Source organism: Pseudomonas sp. FYR_5 (genome assembly GCF_043106315.1).
GTDB lineage: Bacteria > Pseudomonadota > Gammaproteobacteria > Pseudomonadales > Pseudomonadaceae > Aquipseudomonas > Aquipseudomonas putida_Y.
The window spans coordinates 32,302-48,006 of the sequence record NZ_JBICMK010000088.1; the positions used below are offsets into that span (position 1 = coordinate 32,302).

The window sequence follows — 15,705 nt, forward strand, 5'->3', positions numbered from 1 at the left end:
ACGCCACGGAAAATGGCAAATCAGTCATACCATGGCACAAACCCTTGTAGGAGCGGGCTTGCCCGCGAAGAGGCCCGACCAGACAAAATTGTTGTCTGATCGGACGCATTCGCGGGCAAGCCCGCTCCTACATGGGCAGGCGCTGAAATAGGGGATGACGCAAGTGTTCAGGCGTAGGTGTCGATGATCCGGCCAAGCATTTCGTCGGATGCCTTGACGACCTTTGCGCCAAGCTCGACTTCGGTCTTGCCCACCGCCTGTTGCACGACACTGGTGGCCATGTCCATCTGCTGGCTGCGGTCGACCGCGCGCAAGCGTTCGGCCTGAAAATCGCTGGACTGGCTAGTGGCGGTGCGTTCGGCAGTGGTGTTGGCGATCTGGCTGGCAGCCTGATCGACGCGGTTCTGCCCGGTCTGGATTGCGCTCAGGCCCGCGTAGTAGGCGGAGCTACCGGTGATTTCCATGTCAGGACTCCATTGACGCTGGATGACGAACAGCCCCAATTAAAACAGGCTGGGGACAAAAAGGCCCGTTTAAATCCCTAATGGCTCAATGCCAGTTGATAGGCCTTGGGTATTCCTGCACTGGCCTAGTCGCGGGTAACCCCGCGCCTACAACGGTATGCGTTCCCTCGTAGGAGCGGGTTTACCCGCGAAGAGGCCGGGCCTGCAACACACTAATCCAGCAGATCCAGTTGCAGATGCTCAGCCACCATGTCGGCACTGGCCTGCTTGAGCTTGGGAACCCGCCCCAGGCAAGGCGCCGGCAGGCGCTCTGCAAGGCTGGCCAGGTTCTCTTCCAGGCGCGAGGTGCGCGGCTCGATGATGTTTGCCACCCAACCCGCCAACTGCAGCCCATCGCGCTCGATCGCCTCGGCGCTAAGCAAGGCATGGCTGATGCAACCCAACCGCACGCCTACCACCAGAATCACCGGCAACTGCAAGGCAACGGCAAGGTCGGACAGGTTATCCAGACCCGACAGCGGTACGCGCCAGCCACCGGCTCCCTCTATCAGGGTGAAGTCGGCATTTTGTTGCAGCACATTGCGCATCGCCGCGAGCAGGTCTGGCACTGCCAGCGTCACCCCTGCCTCGCGCGCCGCGACATGCGGGGCAATAGCAGGCTCGAAGGCAAACGGATTGACCTGCTCATAGGGCAGCTTGACCGTGCTTTCGTCGATCAGCGCCAGGGCATCGCTATTGCGCAAGCCTTTCGGCGTCATCGTGCAGCCTGAGGCAACCGGCTTGGCACCCAGCGTGCTCATGCCCTGCAAACGCGCCGCATGCAACAGGCCGGCGGCGATGGTGGTCTTGCCAACATCGGTGTCGGTACCCGCAATGAAAAAGGCCTGGCTCATCGTGCTCCCCTTACGCCTGTGGCTTGCGCAACACACCATAGACCACTTGATAGGTGGCTGGCAGCCCCGCGGGCTGGCGAAATGCCTCATAGGCCTGCAACAGGCCCTGCATTCGCGCCCTGCCGGTGAGACCGGAAGGTCGCCCAGGGTTCAGATTGTGCGCCCCCAACGCCTTCAGTTCGTGGGTCAGGCTGCGCACATCCGGGTAGTGCAGCACATGCGGGCACCGCTCCAGCTCAAGCTGTTCAAAACCGCTGGCTGCACACAGGCGCTGGTAGTCTTCGAAACGGCGGAAGCGGTTTACATGCACCTGGCCATCCACCGCCTGCCAGCTGGCGCGCAGTTCGTCGAGGGTGCCCACGCACAGGCTGCTGAAGGCCAGTACACCGCCTGGGCGCAGCACCCGCTGCGCCTCGGCCAGCACACTGGCGAACTGATCGCACCACTGCACCGCCAGACTGGAAAACACCAGATCGACGCTGCCATCGCGCAGCGGCAAACGCTCGGCGTCGCCAACCACGTGATACTGCGCCCCGCCCTTTACATGACGGGCGTGAAGCAACATGCCTTCGGCAATATCCACCGCCAGGCCACAGGCCTGGGTGAAACGCTCAGCCAGCATGCGGCTGAAATGGCCGGTGCCACTGCCCAGGTCCAGCCAGTGTGACGGCTGCAGGCCTACCGGCAACTGCTCCATCAGGCTCAGACCAACAGCGCGCTGAAGGGCCGCCACGCTGTCATAGCTCGCTGCGGCGCGGGAGAACGAGGCCGCCACCTGGCGCTTGTCGGGCAATGCGCCGGGCAGGGTCGGACGGGAAAGGTCAGTCATCGCCACTCTCATGCAGGAAACTCTTGATGCCCGTCGCCAGCTCCTGCGGGTACTCCAGCAGGAACGCGTGGGAACTGTCTTCGACCAGGCCCACTTCCACATCGGGCAACAGCTCGCTCAACGCCTTTGCCGCCTCTGCCGGCACTAGCGCATCGCTGCCGGCAAACAGGTGCAGCTGCGGGCCTCCATAGGCTTGCAAGGCTTCGCGGGTGTCCAGCTTGGCCAGCACTTCAAGGCCAGTGGCCAGGTACAACGGGTCGGTATCCGGCACGCCGACACCCAGTTGGCGCAACAGGGTGCGCGGCTGCAGGGCGCCGTCGCTGCACAAGGTACGGAAGCGCTTGAGGGTGACCTGGGTATGGCTGCGGCAGCCGTCGAGGAAGGTGCCGAAGGTGTCTTCGGCCATGCCGTGGGGCCAGTCTGGCCGGGCCAGGAAGCTGGGGTTGCTGGCCAAGGTCAGCAGCCCGCAGCAATGGTCGCCACGCTTGTGCGCCAGCGCGCTGGCCAGCATGCCACCCAGTGACCAGCCACCCAGCCAGACATCGTTGGGCAGCTTGCGGTCCAGATGGTCGATCCAGGCCTGCACATCACTGTGGGCCAATTCTGGCAGGGGCATCAGCTCTACCTGCAGGCGGGCGTCCTGACCACGCAGGCTAGCCGCCAGCGGCTCCAGCGCAGCAGTTCCCAAGCCCCAGCCAGGCAACAGAACAAGTCGATTACGCATCGGCGTTCTCCAACTGTGGATAACACTCGGCCAATGCATTCAACAATAGCTGCACCTGCGCCTCGCTGTGCGCGGCACTCAGGGTCACCCGCAGGCGTGCACTGCCAGCCGGCACGGTGGGTGGGCGGATGGCCGTCACCAGCAAGCCGCGCTCACGCAGCAGGTGTGACAGGCGCAACGCCTGCCCACTGTCGCCGATCACGATGGGCTGGATTGGCGTCGGGCTGTCCATCAACTGCAGTCCCATCTGCTGCGCGCCTTCCCGGAACTGGCGAATCAAGGCTGCCAGATGCTCCCGCCGCCAGGTTTCGCGGCGCAGCAGCTCCAGGCTCTTGAGTGTGGCGCAGGCCAGCGCCGGTGGCTGGCTGGTGGTGTAGATGTAGGGGCGGGCAAATTGCACCAGCGCCTCGATCAGCGCTTCGCTGCCAGCAACAAAGGCGCCGGCAGTGCCGCAAGCCTTGCCCAGCGTGCCGATCAGCACCGGTACGTCATCCACGCCCAGGCCAAAGTGCTCGACGATACCGCCGCCCTGTGCGCCCAAGGTACCCAGGCCATGGGCGTCATCAACCATCAACCATGCGCCGCGGGCACGGGCGACATCGGCCAGCGCCGGCAGGTCGGCCAGGTCACCGTCCATGCTGAATACGCCATCGGTCACCACCAAGGTATTGCCGACTGCCTTGTCCAGGCGGCTGGCCAGGCTGGCCGGGTCGTTGTGCAGGTATCGGTTGAAGCGGGCACCACTGAGCAGCCCGCCATCCAGCAACGAAGCATGGTTCAGGCGGTCTTGCAGCACCGTGTCGCCCTGCCCCACCAGCGCGGTGATGGCGCCCAGATTGGCCATATAGCCGGTGGAGAACAACAGGGCGCGCGGGCGGCCGGTGAGTTCAGCCAGTGCCTCTTCAACCTGATGGTGTGGGGTGCTGTGGCCAACCACCAGGTGCGAGGCACCACCCCCCACCCCCCAGCGCTCGGCGCCGGCCTGCCAGGCGGCGATCACCTCGGGGTGGTTGGCCAGGCCCAGGTAGTCATTGCTGCAGAAGGCCAGCAACCGTTGGCCGTCGACCACCACTTCCGGCCCCTGCGGGCTTTCCAGCAATGGCCGCTGCCGATACAGGTCTGCGGCGCGCCGTTCGGCCAGGCGCGCAGCCAGATCGAAAGCCATGTCAGGCTGTCGCGGCGTCGTAGAACATCTCGCTGCTGCGCTGCTCGACCAGCGCTTGCTCGATGGCTGCCTGGTGCACTTCGTCGGCGTGTTCTTCACGCGCTTCGGGCTTGATACCCAAGCGTGCGAACAGCTGCATGTCCTTGTCGGCCTGGGGGTTGGCGGTGGTCAGCAGTTTTTCGCCGTAGAAGATCGAGTTGGCGCCCGCCATGAAGGCCAAGGCCTGCATCTGCTCGTTCATCTGCTCGCGGCCGGCGGACAGGCGCACGTGAGACTTGGGCATGAGGATACGGGCCACGGCCAGCATACGGATAAAGTCGAACGGGTCGACGTCCTCTTCCTCAGCCAGCGGCGTGCCGGCCACCTTGACCAGCATGTTGATCGGCACCGACTCCGGGTGTTCCGGCAGGTTGGCCAGCTGGATCAGCAGGCCGGCGCGGTCGTCCAGCGACTCACCCATGCCCAGAATGCCACCAGAGCAGATTTTCATCCCGGCATCGCGCACGTAGGCCAGGGTCTGCAGACGCTCGCTGTAGGTACGCGTAGTGATGATGCTGCCGTAGAACTCCGGCGAGGTGTCGAGGTTGTGGTTGTAGTAGTCCAGGCCAGCCTGGGCCAGGGCCTTGGTCTGCTCCTGGTCGAGTTTGCCGAGGGTCATGCAGGTTTCCAGGCCCATGGCCTTGACGCCTTTGACCATCTCCAGCACGTAGGGCATGTCTTTGGCCGACGGGTGCTTCCACGCCGCCCCCATGCAGAAACGGGTAGAACCGATGGCTTTGGCGCGGGCAGCTTCTTCCAGCACCTTCTGCACTTCCATCAGCTTCTGTTTTTCCAGCCCGGTGTTGTAGTGGCCGGACTGCGGACAATATTTGCAATCTTCCGGGCAGGCACCGGTCTTGATCGACAGCAAGGTCGAAACCTGCACGCGGTTGGGGTCGAAATGCGCGCGGTGCACGGTCTGCGCCTGGAACAGCAAGTCATTGAACGGTTGCTGGAACAGCGCCTTGACCTCGGCCAGGGACCAGTCGTGACGTGTTGTTGCAGTTGTGCTGGCGCTCATCGGCGTTTCCTTGTTTAGGCTGTAGCTGGCGCCGGGACAGGAAAGCCCGCCAGCGCATCACGGATAGCTCGCATAGTCATGGAAGGCCTATGAACTGTCAACTGTACTGGAAGCGACTGGTTTACAAGTGCTCACTTATTAATCAGCAGTGTTTGTTATGCGATGAGCCTGCCGAGCAGCACTACCCGCTGTGCATCACCTGCGAACAGGCGCTGCCCTGGCTGGGTGATCAATGCCGGCATTGCGCCCTGCCCTTGCCCATGGCCGGCCTGACCTGCGCCCTGTGCAGCCGCCGCTTGCCGGCCTTCGATCAGGTCATTGCCCTTTGGCAGTTCGGCTTTCCGGTGGACACGTTGATCAGCCGCTTCAAGCACAATCGCCAATGGCCTTTGGGGCGCCTGATGGCTGAGCTACTCGGGCAGGGGCTGCTGTATCGCTATGCCGAAGGGTTTCCTCGCCCTGACCTGCTGTTGCCTGTGCCTTTGGCCAGGCGTCGACTGCGCGAGCGGGGGTTCAACCAGGCGGGGATGCTTGGGCGGTGGTTGTCGTCGCACGTCGGGGTAACATGCAACGAGCGATTGCTGGTCCGCACCCGCGAGACACCGGCACAGCAGCATCTGGGCGCCAAGGCACGACGGCGCAATTTGCGCCAGGCGTTCGCGGTAACGGGGGAGCTGGAAGGCAAGCATGTCGCCATCGTCGATGATGTGTTGACCACCGGTGCCACTGCGCAGGCTATTGCCATGGCACTGCGCAAGGCCGGTGCACGGCGGGTGGATGTGTATTGCCTGGCACGTACGCCCAAACCGGGGTATGTATGACCAGGCGCGACCTGCCCATTTGTAAAGCACCCTTGTATACGGAATACCCATGTCCCTACCCCCCCTTCTCACCCAGCACATCGCCCGCCGCCCACAGCGCATCGCGCTGCTGCAGCACATTGCCGAACAAGGCTCGATCACCCGCGCAGCCAAGGCAGCGGGTATCAGCTACAAGGCGGCCTGGGATGCCATCGACGAGCTCAACAATCTGGCCAGCCAACCTTTGGTCAAGCGCAGCACCGGTGGCCGTGGCGGCGGCGGTGCGCACTTGTCGCCGGAAGGCGAGCGGGTGCTGCGCCTGTACCAACGGCTGCAGGCCCTGCAGGCACAAATCCTTGAAGCCGCCGAAGAATCCAGCGACCTCGACCTGCTCGGGCGCCTGATGCTGCGCACCAGTGCGCGCAACCAGTTGCAGGGCCAGGTCAGCGCCCTGCGCCCAGAAGGCCGGTATGACCGCGTCAGCCTGGCATTGAGTGGCGGGCTGGAGATCGATGCGCTGATCACCCACGACAGCACGGCGCGCCTGGAGCTGACAGTGGGAACAACGGTGGTGGCGCTGCTCAAGGCCGGGTGGGTGCGCTTGTTGGCGGAGGGGGAAGAGGCCGAAGCGGGGAGCAATTGCCTTTGCACGAAGGTGGAGGAAGTGCTGGCAGAGGTCGATGGGCCCAGTGAAGTCAGGCTGGCGTTAGGCAACGGGCAGACCCTGTGTGCAATGGCTGACGCGCACTGGTTGGCTGCCCAGCAGGTCGTGGATGGCAGTGTGGTGCGGGTGCAGTTTCACCCGTCTTATGTGTTGATCGGGGTTCCCGCTTAGTCTGGCCGCGCGGTGCGCGGTTCGCGGGCTTGCCCGCTCCCACAGGGACCGCACCACCCGATGCATCTGGGCCGAAATGTGCGGGCACGCCCGCGAAGGGGCCGGCACCGGTATAAAGCGGTACCATGGCCCCACGCCGCTTACCCTCCGGAGCCACCATGTCCCACCCCTTCGACACCCTCACCCCCGACCTGGTCCTGGACGCAGTGGAAAGCCTGGGCTTTCTCAGCGATGCGCGGGTGCTGGCGCTGAACAGCTACGAGAACCGCGTGTACCAGGTGGGCATCGAAGACGCGCAGCCGTTGATTGCCAAGTTCTACCGCCCAGGCCGCTGGAGCGATGCGGCCATCCTCGAAGAACACGCCTTCACAGCCGAACTCGCCGACTGCGAGGTCCCGGTGGTTGCGCCCATGCAGCACGATGACCGCACCTTGTTCGAACACAAGGGCTTCCGCTTCACGCTGTTCCCACGTCGCGGCGGCCACGCCCCCGAACCTGGCAACCTCGACCAGTTGTATCGCCTGGGCCAGTTACTTGGCCGCCTGCATGCCGTGGGCGCCAGCAAGCCGTTCAAGCACCGTGAGGCACTGGCTGTGGACAACTTTGGCCACGCCTCGCTGAACACCTTGCTGGAGGGTAATTTTGTCCCGCGTGAACTGCTGCCGGCGTTCGAGTCCGTGGCCCGCGATCTGCTCAAGCGGGTGGAGGACATCTACGCTCGCACACCACACCAGCTCATCCGCCTGCACGGCGACCTGCACCCGGGCAACCTGATGCACCGTGACGAGGTGTACCACGTGGTCGACCTCGACGATTGCCGCATGGGCCCAGCGGTGCAAGACCTGTGGATGATGCTGGCCGGCAACCGCGAGGAGCGCCTGGGGCAACTGGCCGAGCTGATCGACGGCTATAACGAGTTCCACGACTTCGACCCGCGCGAGCTGGCCCTGATCGAGCCCCTGCGCGCCCTGCGCCAGCTGCACTATAGCGCCTGGCTGGCAAGGCGCTGGGACGACCCGGCGTTCCCGCCCAGCTTCCCTTGGTTCGGCCAGCCACGCTACTGGGGCGACCAGATTCTCGCCTTGCGCGAACAGATGGCTGCGCTGGATGAAACACCGCTGAAATTGTTCTAGAAGCACGCCCACCTCTGTCTACAATAGGCGTCGCTTTATTTAGCAACCTAAGCAAGGATTCTGCATGCACGCCGCAAACCCGCGTCGCGGGTACATACTGGGCTTGAGCGCCTACATCATCTGGGGCCTTTTCCCCCTCTACTTCAAGGCAATCCAGAGCGTCCCGGCGGTGGAGATCATTGTCCACCGGGTGCTCTGGTCAGCACTGTTCGGCTCGCTGCTGCTCCTGGTGTGGAAACACCCCGGCTGGTGGCGTGAACTGCGCAACAACCCGCGCCGGCTGGGCATCCTGGCACTGAGCGGGGCACTGATCGCCGGTAACTGGCTGACCTACGTGTGGTCGGTGAACAACGGCCGTATGCTCGAGGCCAGCCTGGGCTATTACATAAACCCGCTGATCAACGTCCTGCTGGGCATGCTGATTCTTGGTGAGCGCCTGCGCCGCCTGCAATGGCTGGCGGTGGGTATGGCCGCCGTAGGTGTCGCGCAGCAGGTGTGGCAAGTGGGCAGCCTGCCGTGGGTATCACTGGTGCTGGCGTTGAGCTTCGGCTTCTATGGGCTGATCCGTAAGCAGGCGCCGGTAGCAGCACTGCCAGGCCTGGTGGTGGAAACCTGGATGCTGGTACCGCTGGCCCTTGGCTGGCTACTGCTGCACCCGTCAGCGATGAGTGCCCAGGGCGCGTTCTATACCAGCAGCGAGGCGCTGTGGCTGATGGCCGCAGGGCCGGTAACGCTGGTGCCGCTGGTATGCTTCAACGCCGCCGCACGGCACCTGCCGTACACCACGCTGGGCTTCCTGCAGTACCTGGCACCGACCTTGGTGCTGTTGCAGGCCGTACTGCTGTTCGATGAGCATTTGTCGTCGAGCACCTTGGTGGCCTTCATGTTCATCTGGGCAGGTTTGGCGATTTACAGCGTGGATGCATGGCTGAGCTTGCGCAAACGCAACTGATCGAAAAACGATCAAAACTCTGCAGGCCATGTAGCTATTGGCCTGCAGAGACATCTCCATAGGTTATCCACACCCTCGTCCCCGTGCTTTGTGCACAAGCTGCTGATAATTGGGTGTTTTTTGAGCAAAGCTCTGCAAGGCACGTGATACCTGGGCTGGAGAGGTACACCCCCAGGTTATCCACAGGGCCTTCCCCGTGATATCGGGATAACGCGACTGGGCCGCAAAGCGGCCCCGGCAATCGCTGATCAATCCTCTGCCCGCAGCTTCAACTCCACCATCAAGTCATCCGCCAGGCTCTCCAGCCGCTGCTGCAGTTCTTCCAGCGGCAAGGTCAACGGCAGCGCCAGCAATGCGTCGGCGTGGAACAACGGCTCACTGCTCATCGGCGCCGGCCGCACTTCTGTGGAAAACCGCTCGACGTTTACCTGCAACTCGGCCAACAAGCGGGTAATGTCCCGTACGATCCCCGGCCGGTCGTTACCCACCAGCTCCATGGCAATCGGCTTCCAAGTGCAAGAAGGCTCGATCCCGCTCTCGGCAATCAGCACGCGAATGTCATACCTGGCCAGCCCCTGCAGCGAGGCCACAAGCTCGGCGTAATTCTCTGCCGGCACCGCCACCCGCAGAATGCCAGCAAACTGCCCGGCCATCCGCGACATGCGGCTTTCCAGCCAGTTACCACTGTGGTCGGCGATGCACTGGGCAATTCGTTCGACCTGGCCGGCCTTGTCAGGGGCAATTACAGTCAGTACAAGATGATCCACAAGCCCTTCCTCGTGTCGGACCGCGCCGGGCGGCAGAAAATCAGGTGATCGAGTCAGTATAGGCAAGGCGCGGCAACCTGCCGCAGGGCAATCCGCACAGATAATCGTGTACTGTTTCAAGATTTATCTGGAACAATCCACCTGTTTTTTGCGAACATACCCACTCCCAGCGTGACCATACGCGACCAACGGGTCGCATAACGGCGCTTTTAGTCTGATTTTGCCCCGCCTACTGCTTCATGTAGTATCCCGTGGCGCGGACTACAAAACGTCGTTTGGATGTCTGCCAAGGCGCCTGTGAAAATACGCACACTGCCTGCCAGCCTGTCTGGCAGGCCGCACCCAGCCGCCCCCGAGCAAACCCGTGGGCATGCACTGGTGCCGTGTTTAGAGAAGCGCTACAGGCTTAATACAGAAGAGCGAAATAGCTGAGCAGAGTGAGGCAAGCAATGACTGGATACGTTCAAGTCGGTGGCCTTCAGGTCGCCAAGGTCCTGTACGACTTCGTGAACAACGAAGCCATCCCCGGGACCGGCATCGTCGCCGAGCAGTTCTGGGCGGGTGCAGAGAAGATCATCAATGACCTCGCTCCAAAGAACAAAGCCCTGCTCGCCAAGCGCGACGAGCTGCAAGCCAAGATCGACGCCTGGCACCAGGCACGCAAAGGCCAGGCCCACGACGCCGCAGCCTACAAAGCATTCCTCCAGGAAATCGGCTACCTGCTGCCACAAGCCGACGATTTCCAGGCCACCACCCAGAACGTGGACGAAGAAATCGCCCACATGGCCGGCCCGCAACTGGTCGTGCCGGTGATGAACGCCCGCTTCGCCCTGAACGCCGCCAACGCTCGCTGGGGTTCGCTATACGACGCCCTGTACGGCACCGATGCCATCAGCGATGAAGGCGGCGCTGAAAAAGGCCAGGGTTACAACAAGGTGCGCGGCGACAAGGTCATCGCCTTCGCCCGCGCCTTCCTCGACGAAGCCGCGCCACTGGCAGCCGGCTCGCACGTTGACTCCACGGGCTACCGTATCGAAGGCGGCAAGCTGGTTGTTGCCCTGAAAGGCGGCAGCAACACTGGCCTGCGCGACGATGCGCAACTGATCGGCTTCCACGGCGACGCCGCCGCTCCCACTGCCGTGCTGCTCAAGCACAACGGCCTGCACTTCGAAATCCAGGTCGATGCCAGCACCCCCGTCGGCAGCACCGACGCCGCTGGCGTCAAAGACATCCTGATGGAGTCGGCACTGACCACCATCATGGACTGCGAAGACTCGGTTGCAGCCGTAGACGCTGATGACAAGGTCATCGTCTACCGCAACTGGCTGGGCTTGATGAAAGGCGACCTGGCCGAAAGCGTGAGCAAGGGCGGCAAAACCTTCACCCGCACCATGAACCCGGACCGCGAGTACGCTACGCCTGACGGCGGCAGCGTGACCCTGCACGGTCGTTCGTTGCTGTTCGTGCGCAACGTTGGCCACCTGATGACCAACCCGGCGATCCTCGATGCCCAAGGCAACGAAATCCCCGAAGGTATCCAGGACGGGCTGTTCACCAACCTGATCGCCCTGCACAACCTCAACGGCAACACCAGCCGCAAGAATACCCGCAGCGGCAGCGTGTACATCGTCAAGCCGAAGATGCACGGTCCTGAGGAAGTGGCCTTCGCCGCCGAGATCTTCAGCCAGGTCGAAGACCTGCTGGGCATGCCGCGCAACACCGTCAAGGTCGGCATCATGGACGAGGAACGCCGTACCACGGTCAACCTCAAGTCCTGCATCAAGGCAGCCGCCGAACGCGTGGCGTTCATCAACACCGGTTTCCTTGACCGCACTGGCGATGAAATCCACACCTCGATGGAAGCCGGCGCCGTGGTGCGCAAAGGTGCCATGAAGAACGAGAAGTGGATCGGCGCCTACGAAAACAACAACGTCGACGTTGGCCTGGCCACCGGCCTGCAAGGCCGGGCGCAGATCGGCAAAGGCATGTGGGCCATGCCTGACCTGATGGCCGCCATGCTCGAGCAGAAGATCGCCCACCCGCTGGCCGGTGCCAACACCGCCTGGGTACCGTCGCCAACTGCCGCCACCCTGCACGCCCTGCACTACCACAAGGTGGACGTACAGGCGCGCCAGCGTGAACTGGCTTCACGTACCCCGGCGTCGGTGGACGACATTCTGGCCATTCCGCTGGCTGCCGACACCAACTGGTCGGCCGAAGAGATCCGCAACGAGCTGGACAACAACGCCCAGGGCATCCTCGGCTACGTGGTGCGCTGGATCGACCAGGGCGTGGGTTGCTCGAAGGTGCCAGACATCAACAACGTCGGCCTGATGGAAGACCGTGCCACCCTGCGCATCTCCGCCCAGTTGCTGGCCAACTGGCTGCGCCACGGCGTGGTCAGCCAGGAACAGGTGCTGGAAAGCCTCAAGCGCATGGCCGTGGTGGTCGATCAGCAGAACGCTGGCGACGCCCTGTACCGTCCGATGGCGCCGAACTTCGACGACAACGTGGCGTTCCAGGCGGCAGTAGAGCTGGTGGTGGAAGGTGGCAAGCAGCCGAACGGTTATACCGAGCCGGTACTGCACCGCCGTCGCCGCGAGTTCAAGGCACGTAACGGGTTGTAAGTAACATCTGCGCCAAGGGGGCCGTTTTGCGGCCCCCACTGCGCATCAATCCATTTTCAATTCTCTCTTCACCAGCTCCAACAGCTTGCCCAAATCCACCGGCTTGAGCAGGAAATCCACCACGCCCAAGTGCATCACATCCACTGCTTCTTCCACATCGGTGTCGCCCGACACCACAATGATCGACAACGCCGCCCGCTCCGACGCGCGAATTGTCCTGATCAAGTCCAGCCCACTTTCAGGCTGCATGCGCAAATCGGTAATCATCAACCCGATACGCTTCTGGTAGTGCAGGTACAACCTGGCTTCCTCGGCCCCATCCGCCCCAACCGCATCGATGCCCCGGCTTTTCAGGTACAGGATCAGCGCCTCCCGGTTAACGGCGTTGTCATCCACCACAAGCACCAACGGCCTGGCTGCCACAGGCGCACTCTGGTTTATCACGGCCAAGGCCTCGCGCTCGGCGTCGCTCAGGATGTCGGTGTGCTCGGGCATGCTTGTCTCGTCAAAATAATTCCGCTTCAGCATTAGGACCGCAGTACTTGCGTAACCCGTTTCTCCTTTCGTCGGGTCTCTGACAGGGGCGCTCATAGACTTACGTCCAATGGGCACCACCTCGCCGCAAGCCGACCATGGAGGCAGAGAACAACATGGCCGGTACCTATATATAGATATATATAGTTCGGCATAGCGATACGGTCAGTTTCATGAGTAAAAAGGACGCCTACAGCCAGGCGGGCAAGACGGCAGTACTGCAAAACATCCAGGGCACATTGCAGTTCCTGCAGCGCTTTCCGCCGTTCAACCAGATGGAGCACAGCCACCTGGCCTTCTTGGTCGAGCAGTGCCAGCTGCGTTTCTACGCCTGCGGTGAAAGCATCGTCAAACCTGCCGACGGGCCGGTCGAGCACTTCTACATCGTCAAACAGGGCCGCGTGGTTGGCGAGCGCCAGCACCTGGCCAAACCGGGTGTCGAGACCACGTTCGAGATCACCAGCGGCGAGTGCTTCCCGCTGGCAGCCCTGCTGGGTGAGCGGGCAACCCGCACCGAGCACCTCGCCGGAGAAGACACCTTCTGCCTGCAACTGAACAAGGCCGCATTCATCCGCGTGTTCTCGATGTCTGAAGTGTTTCGGGATTTTGCCCTGCGCGGTGTCAGCAGCCTGCTTGATCAGGTCAATCAGCAGGTACGCCAGCGCGCTGTGGAAACCCTCGGCACCCAATACTCGCTGAACACCCCCCTGGGGGAACTGGCCATGCGCCATCCGGTGGTGTGCAGCGCCGATACGCCCCTGCGCGAAGCCGTGCGGCTGATGCACGAGCAACAGGTGGGCAGCATCGTGGTGGTCGACCCGCAGCGCTACCCCATCGGTATTTTCACCTTGCGCGATCTGCGCCAGGTGGTGGCGACAATAGATACTGACCTGGGCGCCGCCATCGACCAGCACATGACAGCCAAACCGTTCTACCTCCCACCCCAGGCCAGCGCCTTCGATGCCGCCATGGCCATGACCGAGCGGCATATTGCCCATGTATGCCTGGTGGAAAACCGGCGCCTGTGTGGGGTGGTTTCCGAGCGCGACCTGTTTTCCTTGCAACGGGTCGATCTGGTTCACCTGGCGCGCACCATACGCCATGCGCCACGCCTGGATACGCTGGTTTCACTGCGCGGAGAAATCAGCCAGCTTGTGGAACGCATGCTGGCCCATGGCGCATCGTCGACGCAGATCACCCAGATCATTACCTTGCTCAACGACCATACCGTGTGCCGGGTCATCGAACTGACCTTGGCCGAACGTGGCGACCCGGGCGTGCCGTTCAGCTGGCTGTGCTTTGGCAGCGAGGGGCGACGCGAGCAGACCCTGCACACCGACCAGGACAACGGCATCCTCTTCGAAGCGGTCGACAGCGCCGAGGCCGACGCCATCCGCGCTCGCCTGCTGCCGCTGGCGCAATACATCAACCAGTGCCTGGCCCAGTGCGGTTTCACCCTGTGCATGGGTAACGTCATGGCCGGCAACCCCGAACTGTGCCTGTCGCGCAGCGAGTGGGCGCGACGCTTTGCCGGGTTTGTTCGCGAAGCCAGCCCGGAGAACCTGCTGGGTTCGAGCATCTACTTCGACCTGCGTGTGGTGTGGGGCGACGAGCAAGGCTGCGAGCAACTGCGCCAGGGCCTGCTGGCACAGGTAGCCGACAACCGCATCTTCCAGCGCATGATGGCTGACAACGCCCTGCGCCAACGCCCGCCGGTGGGCCGGTTGCGCGAGTTCGTGCTGACCCGCCAGGGCAACGACAAGGCGGCGACCCTCGACCTCAAGGTCCAAGGCCTGACGCCCTTCGTCGACGGTGCCCGTTTGCTGGCCCTGGCCAATGGCATAGCTGCCTGCAATACCCTGGAGCGCCTGCGCCAACTGGTGGCCAAGGGCGTGATCGAGCCGTTGGACGGCGCCGCCTATGAAGAGGCCTACCACTTCATCCAGCAAACCCGCATGCAGCAGCACCAGCGCCAGATACGCGACAACCTGCCTTACTCCAACCGGCTCGACCCGGACAGCCTCAACCACCTGGACCGGCGCATCCTGCGCGAGTCGCTGCGCCAGGCCCAGCGCCTGCAAAGCAGCCTGGCCTTGCGGTACCAGTTGTGAGCCTGTTCGCCTGGCTGCGCCCCAGCGCGCCCGAGCTGGACCACACCACACGCCAGCGCCTGGCCCGGTTGCCCAAGCCCGTGCCGCTAGGGGTATGCACCCTGCGCGAGCAGCGCTGGGTGGTGCTGGACCTGGAAACCAGCGGGCTCAACCCCAACCGGGACCAGGTACTGTCGATCGGGGCAGTGGCGATCGAAGACGGTGCCATCGACTTTGCCCAGCAGTTCGAACGCACGCTGCACCGGCCTTTGCAGAAGACCAACGCCAGCGTACTGATCCACGGCCTGGGCCCCAGCGCCCTGGCTGCCGGTTGCGACCCGGCCGAGGCCCTGCTGGATTTGCTCGATTTCATTGGTGACAGCCCGGTGCTGGCGTTTCACGCGTCATTCGACCAGCGCATGCTGGCCCGTGCGCTAAAGGAGAGCCTTGGGCATCGCTTGCAGTCACGGTTCCTCGACGTTGCCGAACTGGCACCGATGCTCAACCCTGACACGGTGCTTCGCGAGGCCGGGCTGGATGACTGGGTGGCGCGGTTTGGCTTGCAGGTAGAAGAGCGCCATCATGCCAGTGCTGATGCCCTGGTGACCGCAGAGCTGGCGTTGATCCTGTTCAGCCAGGCCCGGCGCCAGCAGCTGGACAGCCCGCTGCAGTTGGAGCAGCGGTTGCGCGGGTGGCGACGGCGCAAGATGCAGAGTCATGGTTTGTAGGGATAGGCACTGAAAATTCCAAGGCATACCCTTCAGCCTTTTCCATGATGGCAATCCGATAAGCGTCCATTGCACCCACCCCCTCCCCTCTGCAACAATCGCGA

15 protein-coding genes are annotated in these 15,705 nt (G+C 63.0%); 7 read left to right on the forward strand and 8 right to left on the reverse strand.

Annotated features, from left to right (window positions below; genetic code table 11):
- Window positions 1-167 precede the first annotated feature (167 nt).
- The 6 genes from ACF8RA_RS15875 to bioB form a co-directional block, all read right to left on the reverse strand.
- Window positions 168-464 (reverse strand): hypothetical protein, encoded by a 297-nt coding sequence (locus ACF8RA_RS15875; protein ID WP_049587144.1) that lies wholly within the window; start codon window positions 462-464, stop codon window positions 168-170.
- 212 nt (window positions 465-676) lie between these two features.
- Complete coding sequence (gene bioD / locus ACF8RA_RS15880; protein WP_176683527.1) at window positions 677-1,357, reverse strand: dethiobiotin synthase; 681 nt, start codon at window positions 1,355-1,357, stop codon at window positions 677-679.
- 10 nt (window positions 1,358-1,367) lie between these two features.
- Window positions 1,368-2,186, reverse strand: coding sequence for a malonyl-ACP O-methyltransferase BioC (bioC, locus tag ACF8RA_RS15885; RefSeq protein WP_176683528.1), 819 nt, complete (start codon window positions 2,184-2,186; stop codon window positions 1,368-1,370).
- Window positions 2,179-2,910 (reverse strand): alpha/beta fold hydrolase, encoded by a 732-nt coding sequence (locus ACF8RA_RS15890; RefSeq protein WP_392519345.1) that lies wholly within the window; start codon window positions 2,908-2,910, stop codon window positions 2,179-2,181. The genes bioC and ACF8RA_RS15890 overlap by 8 nt, the downstream gene beginning before the upstream one ends.
- Window positions 2,903-4,075, reverse strand: a complete 1,173-nt coding sequence (gene bioF / locus ACF8RA_RS15895) for an 8-amino-7-oxononanoate synthase (protein WP_392487833.1) — start codon at window positions 4,073-4,075, stop codon at window positions 2,903-2,905. Before bioF ends, ACF8RA_RS15890 begins: the two co-directional genes overlap by 8 nt.
- Window position 4,076: 1 nt before the next feature.
- Window positions 4,077-5,135, reverse strand: coding sequence for a biotin synthase BioB (gene bioB, locus ACF8RA_RS15900; protein ID WP_014589423.1), 1,059 nt, complete (start codon window positions 5,133-5,135; stop codon window positions 4,077-4,079).
- An 89-nt stretch (window positions 5,136-5,224) separates the two neighbouring features.
- Between bioB and ACF8RA_RS15905 the strand changes: the two genes are divergently transcribed.
- From ACF8RA_RS15905 to rarD, 4 genes are all read left to right on the forward strand, one after another.
- Window positions 5,225-5,956 (forward strand): ComF family protein, encoded by a 732-nt coding sequence (locus ACF8RA_RS15905; protein WP_392519346.1) that lies wholly within the window; start codon window positions 5,225-5,227, stop codon window positions 5,954-5,956.
- Window positions 5,957-6,005: 49 nt separating this feature from the next.
- Window positions 6,006-6,770 (forward strand): TOBE domain-containing protein, encoded by a 765-nt coding sequence (locus ACF8RA_RS15910; protein ID WP_176683532.1) that lies wholly within the window; start codon window positions 6,006-6,008, stop codon window positions 6,768-6,770.
- Window positions 6,771-6,928: 158 nt separating this feature from the next.
- Window positions 6,929-7,903 carry a serine/threonine protein kinase gene (locus tag ACF8RA_RS15915; RefSeq protein WP_176683533.1) on the forward strand — a complete coding sequence of 325 codons (975 nt, stop codon included), beginning with the start codon at window positions 6,929-6,931 and terminating at the stop codon, window positions 7,901-7,903.
- A 64-nt stretch (window positions 7,904-7,967) separates the two neighbouring features.
- Complete coding sequence (gene rarD / locus ACF8RA_RS15920) at window positions 7,968-8,855, forward strand: EamA family transporter RarD (RefSeq protein ID WP_209968575.1); 888 nt, start codon at window positions 7,968-7,970, stop codon at window positions 8,853-8,855.
- Between the two features lie 248 nt (window positions 8,856-9,103).
- On the opposite strand, the gene ACF8RA_RS15925 is transcribed toward rarD, so the two are convergent.
- Complete coding sequence (locus ACF8RA_RS15925) at window positions 9,104-9,622, reverse strand: glycine cleavage system protein R (protein WP_010951709.1); 519 nt, start codon at window positions 9,620-9,622, stop codon at window positions 9,104-9,106.
- A 449-nt stretch (window positions 9,623-10,071) separates the two neighbouring features.
- Here ACF8RA_RS15925 and ACF8RA_RS15930 point away from each other — a divergent pair, with 449 nt between their 5' ends.
- Window positions 10,072-12,249, forward strand: a complete 2,178-nt coding sequence (locus ACF8RA_RS15930; RefSeq protein ID WP_392519348.1) for a malate synthase G — start codon at window positions 10,072-10,074, stop codon at window positions 12,247-12,249.
- 45 nt (window positions 12,250-12,294) lie between these two features.
- Here the strand turns inward: ACF8RA_RS15930 and ACF8RA_RS15935 are convergent, their stop codons facing one another.
- On the reverse strand, window positions 12,295-12,840 hold the full coding sequence (locus ACF8RA_RS15935; RefSeq protein WP_021782678.1) for a response regulator: 546 nt from the start codon (window positions 12,838-12,840) through the stop codon (window positions 12,295-12,297).
- A gap of 116 nt (window positions 12,841-12,956) precedes the next feature.
- On the opposite strand from ACF8RA_RS15935, the gene ACF8RA_RS15940 reads away from it, so the two are divergent.
- Both ACF8RA_RS15940 and ACF8RA_RS15945 read left to right on the forward strand, forming a co-directional pair.
- Entirely contained in the window at window positions 12,957-14,894 is a 1,938-nt protein-coding gene (locus ACF8RA_RS15940) for a putative nucleotidyltransferase substrate binding domain-containing protein (protein ID WP_392519349.1), read from the forward strand.
- Entirely contained in the window at window positions 14,891-15,601 is a 711-nt protein-coding gene (locus ACF8RA_RS15945; RefSeq protein ID WP_176683538.1) for a 3'-5' exonuclease, read from the forward strand. The genes ACF8RA_RS15940 and ACF8RA_RS15945 overlap by 4 nt, the downstream gene beginning before the upstream one ends.
- The last annotated feature ends 104 nt before the right edge of the window (window positions 15,602-15,705 follow it).

Bases quoted from the DNA above. Each gene is read 5' to 3' on its own strand.
- ACF8RA_RS15875 (WP_049587144.1), bottom strand. From the start codon at position 464: ATGGAAATCACCGGTAGCTCCGCCTACTACGCGGGCCTGAGCGCAATC.
- bioD (WP_176683527.1), bottom strand. From the start codon at position 1,357: ATGAGCCAGGCCTTTTTCATTGCGGGTACCGACACCGATGTTGGCAAG.
- bioC (WP_176683528.1), bottom strand. From the start codon at position 2,186: ATGACTGACCTTTCCCGTCCGACCCTGCCCGGCGCATTGCCCGACAAG.
- ACF8RA_RS15890 (WP_392519345.1), bottom strand. From the start codon at position 2,910: ATGCGTAATCGACTTGTTCTGTTGCCTGGCTGGGGCTTGGGAACTGCT.
- bioF (WP_392487833.1), bottom strand. From the start codon at position 4,075: ATGGCTTTCGATCTGGCTGCGCGCCTGGCCGAACGGCGCGCCGCAGAC.
- bioB (WP_014589423.1), bottom strand. From the start codon at position 5,135: ATGAGCGCCAGCACAACTGCAACAACACGTCACGACTGGTCCCTGGCC.
- ACF8RA_RS15905 (WP_392519346.1), top strand. From the start codon at position 5,225: ATGAACTGTCAACTGTACTGGAAGCGACTGGTTTACAAGTGCTCACTT.
- ACF8RA_RS15910 (WP_176683532.1), top strand. From the start codon at position 6,006: ATGTCCCTACCCCCCCTTCTCACCCAGCACATCGCCCGCCGCCCACAG.
- ACF8RA_RS15915 (WP_176683533.1), top strand. From the start codon at position 6,929: ATGTCCCACCCCTTCGACACCCTCACCCCCGACCTGGTCCTGGACGCA.
- rarD (WP_209968575.1), top strand. From the start codon at position 7,968: ATGCACGCCGCAAACCCGCGTCGCGGGTACATACTGGGCTTGAGCGCC.
- ACF8RA_RS15930 (WP_392519348.1), top strand. From the start codon at position 10,072: ATGACTGGATACGTTCAAGTCGGTGGCCTTCAGGTCGCCAAGGTCCTG.
- ACF8RA_RS15935 (WP_021782678.1), bottom strand. From the start codon at position 12,840: ATGAGCGCCCCTGTCAGAGACCCGACGAAAGGAGAAACGGGTTACGCA.
- ACF8RA_RS15940 (WP_392519349.1), top strand. From the start codon at position 12,957: ATGAGTAAAAAGGACGCCTACAGCCAGGCGGGCAAGACGGCAGTACTG.